13 protein-coding genes and 3 tRNA genes are annotated in these 18,653 nt (G+C 67.2%); 11 read left to right on the forward strand and 5 right to left on the reverse strand.

Annotated elements, in window-relative coordinates; translation table 11 throughout:
• Nucleotides 1-61 precede the first annotated feature (61 nt).
• The 9 genes from guaA (at nucleotide 62) to KIH78_RS04530 (ending at nucleotide 11,225) form a co-directional block, all read left to right on the forward strand.
• Nucleotides 62-1,624 carry a glutamine-hydrolyzing GMP synthase gene (gene guaA, locus KIH78_RS04490; RefSeq protein WP_214311129.1) on the forward strand — a complete coding sequence of 521 codons (1,563 nt, stop codon included), beginning with the start codon at nucleotides 62-64 and terminating at the stop codon, nucleotides 1,622-1,624.
• A 295-nt stretch (nucleotides 1,625-1,919) separates the two neighbouring features.
• Nucleotides 1,920-3,959: an acyltransferase family protein gene (locus KIH78_RS04495; RefSeq protein WP_219131436.1), complete on the forward strand. Its 2,040-nt coding sequence runs from the start codon at nucleotides 1,920-1,922 to the stop codon at nucleotides 3,957-3,959.
• A gap of 107 nt (nucleotides 3,960-4,066) precedes the next feature.
• A complete protein-coding gene (locus tag KIH78_RS04500) occupies nucleotides 4,067-5,098 on the forward strand; it encodes a ribose-phosphate diphosphokinase (protein ID WP_214311138.1) in 1,032 nt (343 codons plus the stop codon).
• A 41-nt stretch (nucleotides 5,099-5,139) separates the two neighbouring features.
• Nucleotides 5,140-5,210, forward strand: a tRNA-Gln gene (locus KIH78_RS04505).
• A 140-nt stretch (nucleotides 5,211-5,350) separates the two neighbouring features.
• The gene (glmU, locus tag KIH78_RS04510; RefSeq protein WP_219131437.1) at nucleotides 5,351-6,742 is read left to right on the forward strand and encodes a bifunctional UDP-N-acetylglucosamine diphosphorylase/glucosamine-1-phosphate N-acetyltransferase GlmU; all 1,392 of its coding nucleotides are present in this window, start codon (nucleotides 5,351-5,353) and stop codon (nucleotides 6,740-6,742) included.
• A gap of 137 nt (nucleotides 6,743-6,879) precedes the next feature.
• Nucleotides 6,880-7,263 (forward strand): ribosome silencing factor, encoded by a 384-nt coding sequence (gene rsfS, locus KIH78_RS04515; protein WP_219131438.1) that lies wholly within the window; start codon nucleotides 6,880-6,882, stop codon nucleotides 7,261-7,263.
• The gene (locus KIH78_RS04520; RefSeq protein ID WP_219131439.1) at nucleotides 7,260-7,970 is read left to right on the forward strand and encodes a histidine phosphatase family protein; all 711 of its coding nucleotides are present in this window, start codon (nucleotides 7,260-7,262) and stop codon (nucleotides 7,968-7,970) included. The genes rsfS and KIH78_RS04520 overlap by 4 nt, the downstream gene beginning before the upstream one ends.
• Nucleotides 7,971-8,175: 205 nt before the next feature.
• Nucleotides 8,176-9,846: a phosphate acetyltransferase gene (gene pta / locus KIH78_RS04525; RefSeq protein ID WP_219131440.1), complete on the forward strand. Its 1,671-nt coding sequence runs from the start codon at nucleotides 8,176-8,178 to the stop codon at nucleotides 9,844-9,846.
• Nucleotides 9,847-9,995: 149 nt separating this feature from the next.
• Nucleotides 9,996-11,225: an acetate/propionate family kinase gene (locus KIH78_RS04530; protein ID WP_214311148.1), complete on the forward strand. Its 1,230-nt coding sequence runs from the start codon at nucleotides 9,996-9,998 to the stop codon at nucleotides 11,223-11,225.
• Nucleotides 11,226-11,380: 155 nt separating this feature from the next.
• Here KIH78_RS04530 and aroA read toward each other — a convergent pair whose 3' ends face one another.
• The 3 genes from aroA to KIH78_RS04545 all read right to left on the reverse strand — a co-directional run bounded on the left by aroA (nucleotide 11,381) and on the right by KIH78_RS04545 (nucleotide 15,258).
• Entirely contained in the window at nucleotides 11,381-12,748 is a 1,368-nt protein-coding gene (aroA, locus tag KIH78_RS04535) for a 3-phosphoshikimate 1-carboxyvinyltransferase (protein WP_219131441.1), read from the reverse strand.
• Nucleotides 12,749-12,827: 79 nt separating this feature from the next.
• On the reverse strand, nucleotides 12,828-13,823 hold the full coding sequence (locus tag KIH78_RS04540) for a hypothetical protein (protein ID WP_219131442.1): 996 nt from the start codon (nucleotides 13,821-13,823) through the stop codon (nucleotides 12,828-12,830).
• A gap of 187 nt (nucleotides 13,824-14,010) precedes the next feature.
• Nucleotides 14,011-15,258 (reverse strand): ABC transporter permease, encoded by a 1,248-nt coding sequence (locus KIH78_RS04545; protein WP_219131470.1) that lies wholly within the window; start codon nucleotides 15,256-15,258, stop codon nucleotides 14,011-14,013.
• A gap of 164 nt (nucleotides 15,259-15,422) precedes the next feature.
• Here KIH78_RS04545 and KIH78_RS04550 point away from each other — a divergent pair.
• Nucleotides 15,423-15,496 (forward strand) — tRNA-Pro (locus KIH78_RS04550).
• Nucleotides 15,497-15,628: 132 nt separating this feature from the next.
• Nucleotides 15,629-16,177 (forward strand): type 1 glutamine amidotransferase domain-containing protein, encoded by a 549-nt coding sequence (locus KIH78_RS04555; RefSeq protein WP_219131443.1) that lies wholly within the window; start codon nucleotides 15,629-15,631, stop codon nucleotides 16,175-16,177.
• Between the two features lie 127 nt (nucleotides 16,178-16,304).
• Here KIH78_RS04555 and KIH78_RS04560 read toward each other — a convergent pair.
• Together KIH78_RS04560 and glgX are read right to left on the reverse strand one after the other, a co-directional pair.
• Nucleotides 16,305-16,392, reverse strand: a tRNA-Leu gene (locus KIH78_RS04560).
• Between the two features lie 109 nt (nucleotides 16,393-16,501).
• A complete protein-coding gene (glgX, locus tag KIH78_RS04565) occupies nucleotides 16,502-18,643 on the reverse strand; it encodes a glycogen debranching protein GlgX (protein WP_214311627.1) in 2,142 nt (713 codons plus the stop codon).
• Between the last annotated feature and the right edge of the window lie 10 nt (nucleotides 18,644-18,653).

Below are 18,653 nucleotides of genomic sequence, written 5' to 3' on the forward strand. Positions count from 1 at the left end.
ACGGCGATAATCGTCACGACACCACCCAAGTTACATCACGATAAACGTTAGGGGAATTTCCATGGCAACAGGTCCTGTGCTCGTCGTCGATTTCGGCGCCCAGTACGCCCAGCTCATCGCCCGTCGCGTGCGTGAGGCCAACGTCTATTCCGAACTCGTGCCCCACTCCATGCCGGTCGACGAGATGCTGGCCAAGGATCCGAAGGCGATCATCCTCTCCGGCGGCCCGGCCTCCGTGTTCGAGCCCGGCGCCCCGCGAGTCGACCCGAAGCTGTTCGAGGCCGGCGTCCCGGTGCTCGGCATCTGCTACGGCTTCCAGGCCATGGCCTACGCCCTCGGCGCCGACGTCGACAAGGCCGCCCTCGGCGAATACGGCAAGACCGAGACCGTCATCGACTCGGCCGAAGGCATCCTCGCCGGCTCCCCCGCCGAGCAGAGCACGTGGATGAGCCACGGCGTCGCCGTCAAGACCGCGCCCGAGGGCTTCAAGGTCCTCGCCCACACCGAGGGCGCCCCCGTCGCCGCGATGGAGGACGAGTCCCGCAGGCTGTACGGCGTGCAGTGGCACCCCGAGGTCAAGCACACCCCGCTCGGCCAGAAGCTCATCGAGACGTTCCTCCACGACTGCGCCGGCCTCGGCTCCGACTGGGACGCCTCCTCCATCATCGACGACCAGGTCAGGAAGATCCGCGAGCAGGTCGGCGACGCCGAGGTCATCTGCGGCCTGTCCGGCGGCGTGGACTCCGCCGTCGCCGCAGCCCTCGTCCACAAGGCAGTCGGCGACCAGCTCACCTGCGTGTTCGTCGACCACGGTCTCCTGAGGAAGGGCGAGGTCGAGCAGGTCAAGCACGATTTCGTCGAGGCCACCGGCATCCGTCTGATCACCGTCGACGCCGCCGACGACTTCCTCGACGCCTTGAAGGGCGTCTCCGAGCCGGAGCGCAAGCGCAAAATCATCGGCGAGAAGTTCATCCGCACCTTCGAGAAGGCCCAACGCCAGGTCCTTGAGGAGGCAGGCGCCCGCGGCAAGGAGGTGAAGTTCCTCGTGCAGGGCACGCTCTACCCCGACGTCGTCGAGTCCGGCGGCGGCGACGGCGCGGCCAACATCAAGAGCCACCACAACGTGGGAGGCCTGCCCAAGGACATCAAGTTCCAGCTCGTCGAGCCGCTGCGCACCCTGTTCAAGGATGAGGTGCGCGCCATCGGCACCGAGCTCGGCCTGCCCGACGAGATCGTCTGGCGCCAGCCGTTCCCGGGCCCGGGCCTCGGCATCCGCATCGTCGGCGAGATCACCCGCGAGCGCCTCGACGTGCTGCGCGAGGCGGACGCCATCGCCCGCGAGGAGCTCACCAAGGCCGGCCTCGACCGCGACATCTGGCAGTGCCCCGTCGTGCTCCTCGCCGACGTCCACTCGGTGGGCGTCCAGGGCGACGAACGCACCTACGGCTCCCCCATCGTGCTGCGCCCGGTCAGCTCCGAGGACGCCATGACCGCCGACTGGTCGCGCGTCCCCTATGACGTACTCGCCACGATCTCCACCCGCATCACCAACGAGTGCCGTCAGATCAACCGCGTGGTGCTCGACTGCACCTCCAAGCCGCCGGCCACCATCGAATGGGAGTGATGCGGGCGGCGGTCTCCGCGCGCATCATCCGACCATCCGGATCCGGTCTCTGACCTGACCGAAAGGGCATCCCGCAGCCGCACGGGATGCCCTTTCGTCGTTCTCCGCCACTCACCGTCCCGCGGCCCCGGGAAGCCGACCCGCGACACGGACACCCCCGAGCCATGCACCCTCCGAGCCGGAGGCTCCCGTGGGACGCCGCCACTTCGAGGGTCGTTGGTACACTCTTCCCCCGTCCGTCCCATTCCGGGAACGGGCGAAGAGAGAGAAGTCTGAGCAGTAAGCGGTATCGGAAGTGGCTGTAACGAAACAACGCCGTCGCTATGTGGGCCTGGACGGCATCAAGGGGTTCGCGCTCATCGCGATCATCATCTACCATTGCGCGCAGTCGGCGATGCCCGGCGGCTTCTACGGCGTCGACGTGTTCTTCACCGTGTCCGGGTTCCTCATCGCGCTGAGCCTGTTCCGTTCGTTGGAACGCACGGGAGGCCCCGATCTGGCGCGGTACATCCCGCGTCGCGCCGCGCGCCTCTATCCGGCCCTCATCATGTTGGTGCCCGCGGTGGTCACCCTCGCCTGGATGACCGACCGCGACGCGCTCGTCGGCATCCGCGACCAGGTCGTCACCACGCTGCTCGGCTGCTACAACTGGTACGCCATCGTCAACGGCCAGGACTACTTCAACCAGATGAACCCGCAGATCCTGCGTCACCTGTGGTTCGTGGGCGTGCTCATGCAGTTCTACGTCGTCGTGCCGCTCATCGCCTGGCTCATGTGGCGCATCCGCCGCACCCATCTGTCCGCCGTCATCCCCTTGGGGCTCGCCTCCGCGAGCGGCTGGGCCATGTGGACGCTCTACGCTTCCAAGGCCGACGCCACCCGCGTCTACTTCGGCGCCGACACGCACGCCGTGGGCCTGCTGCTCGGCGTCGCGCTCGCATGGTTCGTCGCCGCGCCCCATTCCGGTCCGCGCAGGACGCGTACGACGGGCGTGGACGCCGCCCCCGCCGTCCCGTCTCCCGCGTCCGCTCCGGTACCGATGCCGGCCATGCGGGATGTGCCGTCGTTCGGCAACGTCCCGGCTCCCGTTCCGCTGCCCGCGACGACCATGCCGCCGTCGGTTTCCCCCATGTCCCGTCGGATGCTACGAACCGCACACTCGGATGCGGTGGACGCGCGCTCGTCCGATGCGTCGCTGCCGTCCAGGCTGGCCGCCGCCGCGGCCCCGGTCGTCGCGTTCGTCGCCCTCGTGGCCCTGGGCTTCATGGCGGCGCTCGGACGTCAGGACGCCACCGCGTTCCACGGGGGCATCATCCTCGCCAGCGTGCTGTCCGTGGCGCTCATCGCCGGCACCATCGCCCCCGGCTCGTGGATGCGCGACCTCATGGTGTTCAAGCCGCTCGCCGCGCTCGGCAAATACTCGTACGGCGTGTACCTGTGGCATTGGCCGCTGTGGATCCTCGTCACCGCGGAGTTTCCCCGGCTCGTCCCCGGCGCCGACCGCCGATGGATCCTCGTGGCCACGCTGGCGCTCACCGCGTGCGCCGCAACGCTCTCCTGGCTGCTGGTCGAGAAGCCCGCCGCCCGGCATTCGTCCCTGTTCGTCGTCTTCCCGCACCCCCACCCCACGGCCGCGCACGTCCTGCGCGCCGTGGTGGTCGACATCATCCTCATCGCGGTGGTCTCCGGCTGCGTGATCGGCGTGACGAACGCCCCGGAGAAGACCTCCACGCAGATCCAGCTGGAGGAGCAGGCGCGCGAGCTCGCCCGCATGGAGCGCGAGGCGCGTCTCAACGGCGAGCTGCCGCGCAACGCGGTGCCGCAGCCCCGCCGGACGCGTCAGATGCCCACCGGCGATCAGATCACCGCCATCGGCGATTCCGTGATGCTCGCCTCCTCCGGCGGCCTGAACTCCGTCTTCCCCGGCATCAGCATCGACGCCTCGGTGTCCCGGTCCATCATGGTGGCCCCGGGCATCATGCGCACGGCCATGGACGCCGGGACCATGCGGCAATGGGTGATCATCGGTCTGGGCACCAACTCGGAGATGACCACCGCGCAGCTGCAGCGGGTCTACGAGCTCATCGGCCCCGACCAGATGCTCGTGCTCGTGAACGCGCACGGCGAACGCGCCTGGATCCCCGGCACGAACAAGGTCATGGCCGATTTCGCCGCAGCGCATCCGGACAACGTGCTGCTCGTCGACTGGGACTCCGCGGCCAAGGCGAACCCCGGCGTGTTCGGTTCGGACGGCATCCATCCGAACAAGGGCAGCGACCTGTACGCGCAGACCATCAAGGCGGCCATCGAGCGCTGGGTGGGAGCCGCGGACTGACGTCGCCGTGCGCCTTCTCCCCCTGCGGACGGTCCGCCGACGCCCGGCCCGTCCGCAGGTCGGCGAGACACATTACACTGAAGGCGACAACCGGACAATCACAACGCATGGGAGATACGGTGAGCGCAATCCTCGAAGGAAAGCCAGACAAGAACCTCATTCTCGTCACTGGAAGGATTCATCCGAAACTCGCGCAGGACGTCGCCGACCAGCTCGGCATCGACGTGCTCGAGACCACCGCATACGATTTCGCCAACGGCGAGATGTACGTGCGCTACACCGAATCGGTGCGCGGCGCCGACGTGTTCGTGCTGCAGAGCCACTACAAGCCCATCAACAAGGCCATCATGGAGCAGCTCATCATGATCGACGCGCTCAAGCGCGCCTCCGCCCGCTCCATCACCGCCGTCTGCCCGCTCCTCGGCTACTCCCGCCAGGACAAGAAGCACCGCGGCCGTGAGCCCATCTCCTGCCGTCTCGTCTTCGACCTGCTCAAGACCGCCGGCGCGGACCGCATCATGTCCGTCGACCTGCACGCCGCCCAGTCCCAGGGCTTCTTCGACGGCCCGGTCGACCATCTCATCGCGATGCCGGTGCTCGTCGACTACATCCGCGACCGCTTCCAGGGCCATCTGGACAACGTGGCGGTCGTCTCCCCGGACGCCGGCCGCATCCGCGTGGCCGAGCAGTGGGCGCAGCGCCTCGGCGGCGGCCCGCTCGCGTTCGTGCACAAGACGCGCGACATCACCCGTCCGAACCAGGCGGTCGCCAACCGCGTCGTCGGCGACGTCAAGGGCAAGGACTGCGTGCTCGTCGACGACCTCATCGACACCGCAGGCACCATCGTCGGCGCCTGCAACGTGCTCAAGGAGGCCGGCGCCAACTCCGTCACCGTGGTCGCCACGCACGGCGTGCTCTCCGGTCCCGCCGTCGACCGTCTCAAGGAGTGCGGCGCGCGCGAGGTGGTCCTCACCGACACCGTGCCGATTCCGGAGGAGAAGCGTTGGGACGGCCTGACCGTCCTGTCGATCGCGCCGCTGCTGGCCAGCGCCATCCGCGCCGTGTTCGAGGACGGCTCCGTGGCCGAGCTGTTCGAGACGTACCCCGAGCACCATGGGCAGGGTTTCCTTTTCGCCTGACCTTATGGTATAAATGAACACTTGGCGGTGGAAGCCGCCGCTCCCCCATGGTGTAATGGCAGCACACGGGCCTTTGGAACCCTTTGTCTTGGTTCGAATCCAGGTGGGGGAACACGCCATTCCGCCCTCGCGCACGGTCCTCCGTCACGGGGGCGGAACCATTGACGGCCGTCCGGCACATCCCGGCGGCCGTCTATTGTTAGTCGCGTGGAAACGCGAACAACCAACGCCAGTGAAGGGAACGACACACATATGGCATCCTCGGCAGTGACAGCCGCAATCATCCTCGCCGCGGGCGAGGGCACCCGCATGCGTTCGAACAAGCCCAAGGTGCTGCACACCTTCGCGGGGCGCACCTTCCTCAACCGTGTGATGGACTCGGTCAGGGCCCTCGACCCGGACACGCTCGCCGTGGTCGTGCACTTCCAGGCGGAGCGCGTGTCCGAGGCGGCACGCAGCTACGACCCGGACGTGACCATCGTCAACCAGGACGACATCCCCGGCACCGGCCGCGCCGTCCAGTGCGCCATGGCGCAGCTGACGCAGCACGGGCCGATCAGCGGCCCCGTGCTCATCGCCGCCTCGGACATGCCGCTGCTCGACGCGCGCACGCTGCGCAGCCTCATCGACTTCCACAACGCCTCCGGCGACGGCGCCACGGTGCTCACCACCGTGCTCGACGACCCCACCGGCTACGGCCGCATCATCCGCGACCGCGAGGGCGACGTGCTGCGCATCGTCGAGCAGAAGGACGCGAACCGCAGCGAACTGGCCGTGCAGGAGGTGAACACGTCGGTGTACGTGTTCGACGCCGAACTGCTCACCCGCGCCATCGCCGACCTCAAGTCCAATAACGCGCAGGGCGAGTTTTACCTCACCGACGCGCTGGAGACCGCCCGCGCCAACGGCAAGGTCGGCGCGTTCACCGCGCCCGACCCCCTGAGCGTCGAGGGCGTCAACGACCGCGTGCAGCTCGCGGCGCTCGCCAAGGCGCACAACCGCCGCGTGTGCGAGGCGTGGATGCGCGACGGCGTCACGATCCTCGACCCGGACACCACGTGGATCGAGGACGACGTCGAGATCGGACGCGACGCCGTCATCCTGCCCGGCACCTTCCTGCAGGGCCATACCGTCATCGGCGAGAACGCCGTCGTCGGACCGTACAGCACGCTCATCGACGCGGTCGTCGACGCGGACGCCGTCGTCGAACGCTCCCGCGTGCAGGAGTCCCACATCGGCCGCGCCACCAACATCGGCCCGTGGACGTACCTGCGCCCGGGCAACGAGTTCGGCGAGGAGGCGAAGGCCGGCGCGTTCGTCGAAATGAAGAAGGCGCACATCGGCAACGGCACGAAGGTGCCGCACCTGAGCTACATGGGCGACGCCACGCTCGGCGACCACACGAACATCGGCGGCGGCACCATCACCGCCAACTACGACGGCGTGCACAAGAACAAGACGCATATCGGTGCGGGCTGCCACGTCGGCGCCGGCAACCTGTTCGTCGCGCCCGTCGAGGTCGGCGACAACGTGACCACGGGCGCCGGTTCCGTGGTGCGCCACGCCGTGCCGGACGACACGATGGTCTACTCGGAGAACACGCAGCACAACGTCGAGGGCTGGAAGCCCGCCTGGGAGCGCTGACCGCCGCCCGGCGTCCTCTCTCCTCTCTCCCCTCCTCCCCCACCTCCGCGACCGTGCGTCCGTCCGGACGGTCCGACGCACGGCCTCCCCACGAGCACCCACGAGACACCACAAGACAAGACACCACAAGGAGCCACATGCCCGCTTTGCAGTCATCCATCGACGACATCCGCATCGCCGCCGAGGCGGCCGACCGCGTCAAGGCCACCGACATCGTCGCCTTCGACGTGACCGGACCGCTCGGCATCACCGACGTCATGATGATCGCCGGCGCCTCCAACGAGCGCCAGGTGCTCGGCGTCGCCGAGGAAATCGAGAAGGACCTCTACCTCAAGTGCGGCGGCCGCAAGCCGCGCCAGCGCGAGGGACTGACCGAAGGACAGTGGGTGCTGCTCGACTACGGCGACTACGTGATCCACGTCATGCAGGAGGAGTCGCGCGAATTCTACGGTCTGGAGCGTCTGTGGCGCGACTGCCCGCAGATCGAGCTTGGCCTCGAGCATCCGGAAAGCGTGCGATGATGCGCCACGTCCGTTCCATCTTCCTGATCCGCCACGGCCGCACCTCGTACAACGCCGCGCACCGTCTGCAGGGACAGGTCGACATCCCGCTCGACGCCGTGGGCGAATGGCAGGTCCGCCGGACCGCGGAGGCCCTCAAATCGCTGTACGTGGACCAGCGTCCCAGCGTGACGGACCGTCTCATCGTCTGCTCCGACCTCTCCCGCGCGCACGCCACCGCGCAGGCGTTCGCCGACGTGCTCGGCGGTGCGGCCGCCGGAGTCGAGGTGCATGACGACGCCCGCGTGCGCGAGCGCAGCTTCGGCGATTGGGACGGGCATGCAGTCTCCGAGCTCGCCGAACGCTACCCGGAGGACTTCCGCTCGTGGATGGACCATACGGGCGGCGAGCTCAAGTACGGCGCCGAACCGAAGGAGCATGTGGGCGAGCGCGGCGTGGAGGCGCTGCTCGACTGGTCCACGCGCGCCGGCGACGACACCGACCTGTACATGTTCTCGCACGGCGCGTGGATCTCGCAGACCGTGCAGACGCTGCTCGGCCTGTCCGGCGTGGATCCGACGTTCGCGTCCGTCGTCTCGATGCGCAACGCGCACTGGGTGCGCCTGTCCCCCATGGACCTGTCCGACGACGAGGTGCGCTGGCGGCTTGTGGACTACAACCACGGACCGGCCGAGGCGGACACCCCGGAATGGGAGCGCGAGCGCTGATCCGGCGACACGCGCGCCCGCCATCACCCCATGCATAACGCCCGTCGGGATCCCCGGCGGGCGTTTTGCATGGTTTGCCTGTTTTTGCACGCCTGGGCCCCTTCACGGGAAAGAACCGGCAACAATTCACGGCGGCGCCGCCGAACGTCGTTAGAATGAGTGATGGTCCCACTTTCAGTGTTGCTATCAAAGGAGACAAGACATCGTGACCGTCACCCGTGTATACATCGCCAGCCCGGAGGGCGCCAACGGACGCAACGTCGTCGCCTACGGCGTCCTCAACGCGCTGACCTCCAAGTACAAGACGATGGTGTTCCGTCCCGCCGTGTCCAACCACGACGACTTCACCCCGATCCTGCTTTCCGCCTCGAACGCCGGTCTCGGCGTGGCGCTGTCCACCGGCCTCGACGTGCACACGGTCCGCGCGGACAAGGACACGGCCCGTGGCGACATCGTCGGCCGGTTCAACGACGCGCTCGACGTCTCCCGCGCCGAGGCCGCGCTCATCGTCGGCACGGACAAGTCGCACGTCAACGACCCGACCTCCTACGAGTTCAACGCGAACGTCGCCGCCGACCTGCAGGCCGGCGTGTTCCTGGCCGTGTGCACCATCGACCGTTGGCCGCATGAGCTGGACGAGACCGTGAAGCTGTCCATCGAGGGCGTCGAGGCCGCCGGCAACAAGGTGCTGGGCATCTTCGTGACGGGCTGCGAGCCCCGCCACGCCGTCTCCGTCAAGGAGACGCTCGCCAAGTACGGCCTGCCGGTCTGGACGATCCCGCAGGTCCCGTTCACCGACGAGACCACCAAGGACCTCGCCCTGGAGACGTTCCGCCGCAACGCGCCCACCGAGCAGGTGCTCGCCGCGCTCGACGCGGACATCGAGCCGCCGGTCACCCCGTACGCGTTCCAGTACGGCCTGCTCGGCAAGGCGAAGGGCAACAAGAAAACCATCGTCCTGCCGGAGGGCGAAGAGGACCGCATCATCAAGGCGGCCGACTTCCTGCTCGAACGTGAGATCGTCAACCTCATCATCGTGGGCGACAGGGAGGCGATTCTCGCTCGCGGCCGCGAACTGGGGCTCAAGTACCTCGAGCGTGCCCGCTTCCAGGCCAAGGACGACGAGAACATCCTCAAGCCCATGGTGGCGAAGCTGTGCGAGCTCAGAGCGAAGAAGGGCATGACCGAGGAGCAGGCCCGCAAGCAGCTGACCGACGCCAGCTACTTCGGCACGATGCTCGTCGTGCTCGGCTACGCCGACGGTCTCGTCTCCGGCTCCGTCAACTCCACCGCCAACACGGTGCGCCCCGCCCTGCAGGTCATCAAGACGAAGCCCGGCCAGAAGCTCGTCTCCGGCGCGTTCCTCATGTGCTTCAAGGATCATGTGGCCGTATTCGCCGACTGCGCCATCAACCTCAACCCGGACGCCGAGCAGCTTTCCGAGATCGCGCTGCAGTCCGCCGAGACCGCCCGGGCGTTCGGCATCGAGCCGAAGGTGGGCATGCTCTCCTATTCCACGCTCGGCTCCGGCAAGGGCCCGGACGTGGATGTCGTCGAGGAGGCCACCCGCCTGCTCAAGGAGAAGGCGCCGGACCTGCCGGTCGTCGGCTCCATCCAGTTCGACGCCGCATGGTCGCCCACCGTGGCCGCCACCAAGGCCAAGGGCGATCCGGTCGCCGGACATGTCAACGTGTTCGTGTTCCCGGACCTGTGCGCCGGCAACATCGGCTACAAGGCGGTGCAGCGCTCCTCCGGGGCGCTGGCCATCGGCCCGGTGCTCCAGGGCCTCAACAAGCCGGTCAACGACCTGTCGCGAGGCGCCCTCGTGCAGGACATCATCAACACGATCGCCCTGACCGCCATCGAGGCGCAGTAGGACCGGTTCCCGTCGTGCCGTCCCGTGCCGTCCCCCGATGCGCCCGCATCGGGGGACGGCACGTCTTTGTAGCAAGCAACGAGTAATCTAATCACGGTAGCCCGCCGTCTTGAAGCGGGACAGACGAATCACAATGGAGGATGCCCACAATGGCGAAAACCGTCCTTGTCATCAATTCCGGCTCCAGCTCGATCAAGTACCAGCTGGTCGACCTCGAAACCGGCGAAGGCCTGGCTTCCGGCCTCGTCGAGAAGATCGGCGAGCCGATCGACGGCCACTACAAGCACGAGTACAACGGTGAGAAGCACGAGCTCGAGGAGCCGATCCACGATCACGAGCAGGGTCTGAAGCGCGTCCTCGGCTTCTTCGAGGAGTACGGCCCGAAGCTGTCCGACGCGGGCATCGTGGCCGTGGGCCACCGCGTGGTCCAGGGAGGCTCCCTCTTCCCGAAGCCGGCCCTCGTCACCGACAAGACCATCAACCAGGTCAAGGACCTGGCCGTCCTCGCCCCGCTGCACAACGGCCCGGAGGCCAAGGGCGCCGAGGTCATGCGCTCCCTGCTGCCGGACGTGCCGCAGATCTTCGTGTTCGACTCCTCCTTCTTCTTCCAGCTGCCGAAGGCCGCCAGCACGTACGCGCTGAACAAGGAGATCGCCGACCAGTACCACATCCGCCGCTACGGCGCCCACGGCACCTCCCACGAGTTCATCTCCTCCGTGGTGCCCGAGGTCGTCGGCAAGCCGGCCGAAGGCCTCAAGCAGATCGTCCTGCACATCGGCAACGGCGCCTCCGCCTCCGCCGAGATCTCCGGCAAGCCGGTCGAGACCTCCATGGGCCTCACCCCGCTCGAGGGCCTCGTCATGGGCGGCCGCACCGGCGACATCGACCCGGCCGTCGTCTTCCACCTCATCCGCAACGCCCACATGAACGTCGACGAGCTCGACGCCCTGTTCAACAAGCGTTCCGGCATGATGGGCATGACCGGCTTCGGCGATCTGCGCGAGGTCCACCGTCTGGTGGCCGAGGGCAACGAGGACGCCAAGCTGGCCCTCGACGTCTACGTGCACCGCATCGTGAGCTACATCGGCAACTACACCTACCAGATGGGCGGCTGCGACGTCATCACCTTCACCGCCGGCGTCGGCGAGAACGACGACATCGTGCGCAAGATGGTGTGCGACAAGCTCGCCCCGTTCGGCGTGAAGCTCGACGAGGAGAAGAACGCGAAGCGCTCCAAGGAGCCGCGCGTCATCTCCACCCCGGATTCCTCCGTGGTCATCGCCGTGATCCCGACCAACGAGGAGCTGGCCATCGCCCGCAAGTCCGCCGCGATCGCGGAGGCCGGCGAGGACACCTACGGCAACACGTTCACCAAGTGAGTCCGATGGGACCGTCCCGTCGCCGGATAGGCGACCGGACATGAACGCGAAGGCCGGGCACCGACATCGTCGGTGCCCGGCCTTCGTCATCGTTGCGGGCGCGCCCTCGTCGTCTCGCCGCCGCGGGCGCTCTCTCGATCGCCGAAGCGACCCGGTCAGCGTTCCAGCAGCCTCGTCCACATGCCCACGAAGTCCGGCAGCGTCTTGCGCGTGGTCTCCACGTCCACGACGTGCACGCCCGGCACGGACAGTCCGATCATGGCGGCGAACGTGGCCATGCGATGATCGGCGTAGGATTCCATCACCGCGCCGTGCAGCTCCGCGCGCGGCACCGGCGTGATCTCGATGCCGTCCTCGAGTTCGCGCGCCGCGCCGCCGATGCGCGTGATCTCGGCGACGAGCGCGGCCAGACGGTTCGTCTCGTGCCCGCGCAGGTGCCCGATGCCGATCATGCGCGTGGGCGCGTCCGCGAAGACGAGGATGGCGGCCAGCGAGGGGGCGATCTCCCCGGCGGCGGTCAGGTCGAAGTCGCCGAGGCCGTGGATGGTGCCGTCGGACGTGACCTGGCAGGTGCGTACGCCATCCTCCTCGGGGAAGGTGACGGTCGCGCCCATCCGTTCGAGATATCCGGGCAGAAGGCCGCCCGGCTGTGTGGTGGAGGCGGGCCAGTGGGGCACGCGCACGGTGCCGCCGGCGATGAGCGCCGCGCCGAGGAACGGCGCCGCGTTCGACAGGTCCGGTTCGACGACGACCCGTCCGGGCAGCTGGAGGTCGGCGTGCGCCGCCGTCCATGTGCGCGCGTCCTCGTCGGCGTCGACGTGTCCGCCGGCGGCGGCGACGTCGGCGACGGTCATGCGGATGTGCGGCAGGCTCGGCGTCTTCTCCCCCGTGTGCGTGAGGGTAAGGCCGCCGGGCAGTCTCGAGGCGATGAGCAGCAGTCCGGAGATGAACTGCGACGACTGCGACGAGTCGATGGCGACGTGCGCCCGTCGCGGCGCTCCCTCACCGTCCGTCGAGGCGTCCCCACGGTCGTGCCGCGGCGGCGTGACGCTGAACGGCAGGAATCCCTCCTCGCCGTGGTACGTGATGGTGGCGCCCAGCTGTTCGAGTCCGTCCAGTACCGGCTTCATCGGACGCGCGTACGCCTGCTCGTCGCCGTCGAAGCGGACGACGTCGTCGGCGAGGAGGGCGAGTCCGGGCACGAACCGCATCACCGTTCCGGCGAGACCGCAGTAGACGTCAACGTTGCCGTGGAAGCGGCCGTCCGCGGGCGGTGTGACGGTGACCGTGGTGTCGTCGTCGGGATCGGGCGTGCAGGTGACGCCGAGCGCTTCGAGCGCCCCCATCATCAGTTCGGTGTCGCGCGACCGCAGCAGGCCGACGAGGGTGACGGGCTTCGTGCCCAACGCCGCCAGCATGAGATACCGGTTCGACAGCGATTTGCTGCCCGGGATGGTCACGGTGGAGTCAAGGGGGCCGTCCGCCTTCGGCGCGGCCCATAGGGAGTTCATGGTATCGCTCATGCCACCCATCGTATCGGGACGGGCGTGCGGAGGGCGCCATGACGTCCAGAACCGTCCGGCAAGGTGCCGGTCGTGGGAATCAGTGCTTGGACTTCTCCTCGTACCCCTGCTTGAGCACGGTGTTGAGCTTCTTGAGCAGCGCCGTGGGGTCGGCGTTGTCGCGCGCCTGCCGGAGCTTGTCGCTGAAGTCGGTCAGCGCGCCGCTCGACAGGTCGAGGTCGACGAGCTGGGAGGAGAGGTCCTGGAGCTGCTGGAGCTGCGAGGAGCCGGAGGACAGGGAGGACGCGTTGCCGATGCCCTTCATCTGGTTGATGATGTCGGTCATGGAGCTCAGGTTGGAGGCCATGGTGTCGGCCAGGTCGGTGACCACCTTGGCGGGCGCCTTGTTGAGGGTCTTCACGGACTCCCCGCAGGCGCTGATGTACTGCTCGTACTGGGAGGTGAAGTCGTCGTCGTAGATGGTGGCGCTGGGCGTGGCGTTGCAGACGGACAGCGCATCGGAGAGCGGCTTGGCGGAGTCGGCGAGATTCGTGGCGAGGTCCACGAAATGCAACGCCTGACGGGAGTACGCGTCGTACGCGTCCGCGACGTTCTGGTCCCGCATGGCGCGTTCGCTCCCGAACGCCTTCACCGCCTTGCGCAGGGCCACGGCCTTCTGCTTGAGCGCGACGGCCTTGTCGGCGTCATACGAGCCGTCCTGCGCGTACAGGAACGACAACGCGTCATCCACCGCCGTGGAGGCGGCGACGTACTTCTTCTGCAGGGCGGAGGTCTGGCTGGTGCCTGCCGAATAGTCGGCGGCGCGGACGGCGGAGAACGGACGGACCACGATGACGCCGGCGACCACGGCCACCACGACGATGACGGCGATGACGGCCCCCACCACCCACGGCAGCGGCGGACGCCTGCGCGGCAGGTCGACCGGGGCGACGAGCTCGTCGAAATCGGGGACGTACAGACGGGAGCCCGGACCCGCATCGGGGGTCCGCTCCCCCACGGACGGCGTCTCCCCATCGGGCATGCCGGAACGCCACTCGTCGGATTCGAAGGCGGACGGCGACTTCACGTCGGTCATACGATCTCCCTACTGCCTCATCGTACGTGTGCGGAACCGACGGACCACCCGCGCGGAGGGCACCGACGTGCGCCCGCGGTCTCCCGTCCGTCGTCAACGAAACAAAACCACCGTCAAGGATAGGCGACGGGAATGACCGGCGGATGTCATGGGTGGACGGCGCCGACGGCGGCCGTCCCGTTCGCCGTCACCGATCGGAGGCGATGCGCGATTCCGGCAGCGGCTCCGTCGTACGGCCCGCGGCCCGGACCGTTTCACGGACGTCCGACGCCGCGTCCGCCACGTCCCGGACATCCATGGCGGACGGACCCCCGACGCCGGCGGGCGCGGGGCCTCCCCCGACCTGCGCGTGCGCGAGCTCCATGGCCACACGATCCGCCTCGATGGCGGCGATCTGCCGGGAGAACACGATGAACCAGCCCAGGAACAGCATGCCGGCGAGCGCCTCCACGTTGGTGAGCGTGTTGCGGCCGAGCATCATGTTCCCCCAGAACACGGCGCACAGCAGGGCCGCCAGATCCGAGCCGACCATGACGACCTTGCTGATGCGCGGCGCAAGCCACGGCAGCAGCAGGAACAGGGCGAGCATGACGAACGGCAGTCCCTTGGCGAACACGTTGTGCAGCAGGTTGTGGGGCGTGTAGCGGAACGCGCCGATGCCGATGAAGCAGATGCCGGAAAGCGTGAGCAGCACGCTGAGGATGACGATGCGCGCGGTGAAGTGCGGGATGTCGTAGCCGCGGTTCGGATCGTCACGCGTGCGGTCATGCCACAGGCGCATGAGCCGTTCGATGGTGAGCAGTTCGGAGACGGCGAAGTAGCTGACGATGATGACGCACACGCCGGCGAGCATGAGCGTGGAGTTGAACATGGTCGCGGCGAACGTGGTGCGGTCGCCCAACTGGGAGAAGTTGTTGTGGTACCAGTACGGGTCGTCGGTGGTCAGGCCCGCCACGCTCACGCCGGACACCACGAAGAACGGCAGCAGGGAAGCGAGCGTCTTGGCGCTCATCATCTGCGCCTGCACGAACGTCATGTATCCCACCATGCCGGCGAACGCGGCGCACACGGACGACATGTAGCCGGCGAACAGGGTGCCCATCACCGCGTTGATGGCGGCGAGCAGCGCGAACGTGGAAAGGAACGTGGTGGCCGCGTACACGGTGGACAACGCGAGCGTCTCGATGATGCGGCGGATGGGGGCGAGCCACCCGTTCCTCAGGGTCATGGACCGGGAGTTGCTGATGTAACCGATGCAGAATGACAGGACGGCGCATCCGGCCACGATGCCGGCGCAGACGGTGAAGCGCCGCTGGGAGACCTGCCAGATGGCGGACGCGTATTCCAGATAGAGGTTCATGCCGGTCGCGCCGGCGAACGCGCAGAGGATGAACGCGATGAGGCCGCCGGTTTCGGCGCGCTGGTGGCGTCCCATGACCATGCGTTCCGCCATGCGTTCCATCGGTTGTCCGCCTCTTCCGTCGTTCCGTCGTCGTGCCGCGCCGACGTGCCGTGCCATCGTTCCGTGGCGCCGTTCCGTGGCGTCGCGGCCACCTGTATTGTACAATGGCTGATTGTGCCTGCGCGATGCCGGCACGACGGGCCATAGCGCAGCTTGGTAGCGCGCCTGCTTTGGGAGCAGGATGTCGCGGGTTCAAATCCCGCTGGCCCGACCTGTATTGCAGAGGTCCCGCATCCGAACGGATGCGGGACCTCTGCCGTATGTGACGCCGATTCCGCCCGGGCCCGTTCGGACGCGGCATAATGGAGACGCATCAGCGAACATCGTCGTCAAGGAGGAACCCATGGCAGTGGAGAATGCCAAGGTGCTGATCATCGTGAACAACTGGGGCATCGAGGAGACGGAGCTGACCCGCCCGCTGCGCGACCTGAAGGCCGCGGGCGCCGAGGTCACGCTCGCCGCCACCACGCTCGACCCGTGCGAGACCGTGGAGCACGACCGCTACGAGGGCGAGACGCTCACGCCGGACACGCGCCTGTCCGACGTGCAGGCCGTCGACTATGACCTGCTTGTCGTGCCCGGCGGCACCTGCAACGTCGACCGCATCCGCGTGAACGAGGACGCGATCGCGCTCGCCCAGGAGTTCGCGCACGAAGGCAAGCCGATCGCCGCGATCTGCCACGGCGCATGGCTGCTCGTCAACGCGGGGCTCATCGCCGGCAAGACCGCGTCGCCGTGCCGCTACATCGCCGCGGACATCGAGAACGCGGGCGGCAGGTACGTCGACAGGCCGCTGACCGTCGACGACGCGAACGGCTGGCGTCTCATCACCTCGCGTAAGCCCGACGACCTCGACGACTTCGTCGGCGGCATCAAGGACGCGCTCGCCTGACGGGCCGTATGCCGGCCGCCGGCGTGAATGGGTGTCGCCACCAGCCGGCAGCAATTCCACGCACGGATATGACGAGGATATGACGAAAGACCCCGTGGCTCCCTTCGGAACCACGGGGTCTTGATTGTGCCCGAGACGGGACTTGAACCCGTACGCCTGTTAAAAATAGGCACTAGCACCTCAAGCTAGCGCGTCTACCATTCCGCCACCCGGGCAGGTGTCGCTGAGGCAACGAGTGAGTACATTACCACAGCTTCGGCCGACGTCAAACCGGTGACACGCCGATGGCGTCGGCGCGGACGCGCCGCCGACGCCATCCAGCCGTCAGAAGTTGCGAGGCTGCTCCGGCTTCTGTGCACTCATGAGCAGCATGAAGCTGCGCGACTGCGCGGTGATGGAGAAGCCCGCCTCATAGTTGAGCACGGGGCCCTTGGGGTTGTGCGTATCCACGATGAGCTTCCACTTGTGCCCGTAGTGCTCGTCGGGCAGCGTGAACTGGATGGGCTCGTAGTGCGCGTTGAAGATGAGGATGAAGTCGTTGTCGACCATCGGGTTGCCGTAGTAGTCGAGCTCGGGGATGTCGGAGCCGTTGAGGTACACCATCATCGAGAACGCGTGCGTGTTCTGCCAGTCGGCCATGTCCATGATGGAGCCGGTGTGGTCGAACCATTCGACCTGCGGGATCTTCTCGGGGCCGTCGCCCTGCTCGCGTCCGGAGAAGAAGCGACGCCGGTGGAGCACCGGATGCTCGAGACGCAGGTGGATGAGCTTGGAGACGAACTCGAGCATGTCCTTGCGGTCGCCGTCGAGGTCCCAGTCGGTCCAGGAGATCTCGTTGTCCTGGCAGTAGGCGTTGTTGTTGCCCTGCTGCGTGCGCTCCACCTCGTCGCCGCCGCAGATCATGGGGATGCCCTGGCTGACCAGCAGCGTGGAGAACATGTTGCGCATCTGGCGCTGGCGCAGGTCGTTGACGTCGGGAATCCTGGTGGGGCCCTCCACGCCGCAGTTCCACGAACGGTTGTTGCTTTCGCCGTCGCGGTTGCCTTCGCCGTTGGCGTCGTTGTGCTTGCCGTTGTAGGAGACGAGGTCGTTCATCGTGAAACCGTCGTGCGCGGTGATGAAGTTGACCGAGGCCACCGGTCGGCGTCCGTTCATCTGGTACAGGTCGGACGAGCCCATGAGGCGCGAGGCGAATTCAGGCAGCGTGGACGGCTGCGAGCGCCAGAAATCACGCACGGTGTCGCGGTAGCGTCCGTTCCATTCGGACCAGCTGGAGGGGAAGCCGCCCACCTGGTAGCCGCCGGAGCCGAGGTCCCAGGGCTCGGCGATGAGCTTGACGCGGCTGATAATCGGGTCCTGTTCGACGATGTCGAAGAACGCGGAGAGCTTGTCGACCTCCTGGAACTGGCGGGCCAGGGTGGCGGCCAGATCGAAGCGGAACCCGTCGACGTGCATCTCGGACACCCAGTAGCGCAGCGAGTCGGTGATGAGCTGCAGCGCGTGCGGCGAGCGCATGAGCAGGGAGTTGCCGGTGCCGGTGGTGTCGAAGTAGTGCCGCTGGTCGTTGTCGACGAGACGGTAGTAGGCGCGGTTGTCGATGCCCTTGAAGCTCAGCGTGGGGCCCATGTGGTTGCCTTCGGCGGTGTGGTTGTACACCACGTCGAGGATGACCTCCATGCCGGCCTGGTGATAGGCCTTGACCATCGACTTGAACTCGTTGACCTGCTGTCCCTGCTCCCCCGCCGACGAGTACGCGTTGTGCGGCGCGAAGAACCCGATGGTGTTGTAGCCCCAGTAGTTCGACAGTCCCTTCTCTTGGAGGAACGAGTCGTTGACGAACTGGTGGATCGGCATGAGCTCGATGGCGGTCACGCCGAGCTTCTTGAGGTATTCGATGACCGTCGGGTAGGCGAGGCCCGCGTAGGTGCCGCGGATGTCCGGCGGCACGTCCTTGTTGAGGTTGGTCATGCCGCGCACGTGCGCCTCGTAGATCACGGAATCGTGGTAGGGGATGCGCGGATGCTGGTCGTTGCCCCAGTCGAAGTAGGGGTTGACCACCACGGACTTCATAGTGTGGGGGGCGGAGTCGAGGTCGTTGATGATGCCGGTGTCGTCCGGGGAGGAGAACCGGTAGGAGAACAGGCTCTCGTCGCCGTCGATGTTGCCTTCGATGGCCTTGGCGTAGGGGTCGAGCAGGAGCTTGGCAGGGTTGCAGCGCAGACCCTGGTCGGGGTCGTAGGGGCCGTGCACGCGGTAGCCGTAGCGCTGTCCGGGCTGGATGCCCGGGATGTAGTTGTGCCAGATGTAGGAGTTCTGCTCGGTCATCCGGATGCGCGTCTCGTTGTCGTCCTCGTCGAACAGGCACAATTCCACGCTGTCGGCCACTTGGGAGAACAGGGCGAAGTTCACGCCGGCGCCGTCGTAGCTGGCGCCGAACGGATAGGTTAGACCTGGTCGTATCTGCATGTTCACCAGT

It is taken from the genome of Bifidobacterium saguinibicoloris, from assembly GCF_019331725.1.
Taxonomy (GTDB): Bacteria; Actinomycetota; Actinomycetes; order Actinomycetales; family Bifidobacteriaceae; genus Bifidobacterium; species Bifidobacterium saguinibicoloris.

Coding starts and splice junctions, on each gene's coding strand:
- guaA (WP_214311129.1), top strand. CDS start 62: ATGGCAACAGGTCCTGTGCTCGTCGTCGATTTCGGCGCCCAGTACGCC.
- KIH78_RS04500 (WP_214311138.1), top strand. CDS start 4,067: ATGGGAGATACGGTGAGCGCAATCCTCGAAGGAAAGCCAGACAAGAAC.
- glmU (WP_219131437.1), top strand. CDS start 5,351: ATGGCATCCTCGGCAGTGACAGCCGCAATCATCCTCGCCGCGGGCGAG.
- rsfS (WP_219131438.1), top strand. CDS start 6,880: ATGCCCGCTTTGCAGTCATCCATCGACGACATCCGCATCGCCGCCGAG.
- KIH78_RS04520 (WP_219131439.1), top strand. CDS start 7,260: ATGATGCGCCACGTCCGTTCCATCTTCCTGATCCGCCACGGCCGCACC.
- KIH78_RS04530 (WP_214311148.1), top strand. CDS start 9,996: ATGGCGAAAACCGTCCTTGTCATCAATTCCGGCTCCAGCTCGATCAAG.
- aroA (WP_219131441.1), bottom strand. CDS start 12,748: ATGAGCGATACCATGAACTCCCTATGGGCCGCGCCGAAGGCGGACGGC.
- KIH78_RS04540 (WP_219131442.1), bottom strand. CDS start 13,823: ATGACCGACGTGAAGTCGCCGTCCGCCTTCGAATCCGACGAGTGGCGT.
- KIH78_RS04545 (WP_219131470.1), bottom strand. CDS start 15,258: ATGGGACGCCACCAGCGCGCCGAAACCGGCGGCCTCATCGCGTTCATC.
- KIH78_RS04555 (WP_219131443.1), top strand. CDS start 15,629: ATGGCAGTGGAGAATGCCAAGGTGCTGATCATCGTGAACAACTGGGGC.
- glgX (WP_214311627.1), bottom strand. CDS start 18,643: ATGCAGATACGACCAGGTCTAACCTATCCGTTCGGCGCCAGCTACGAC.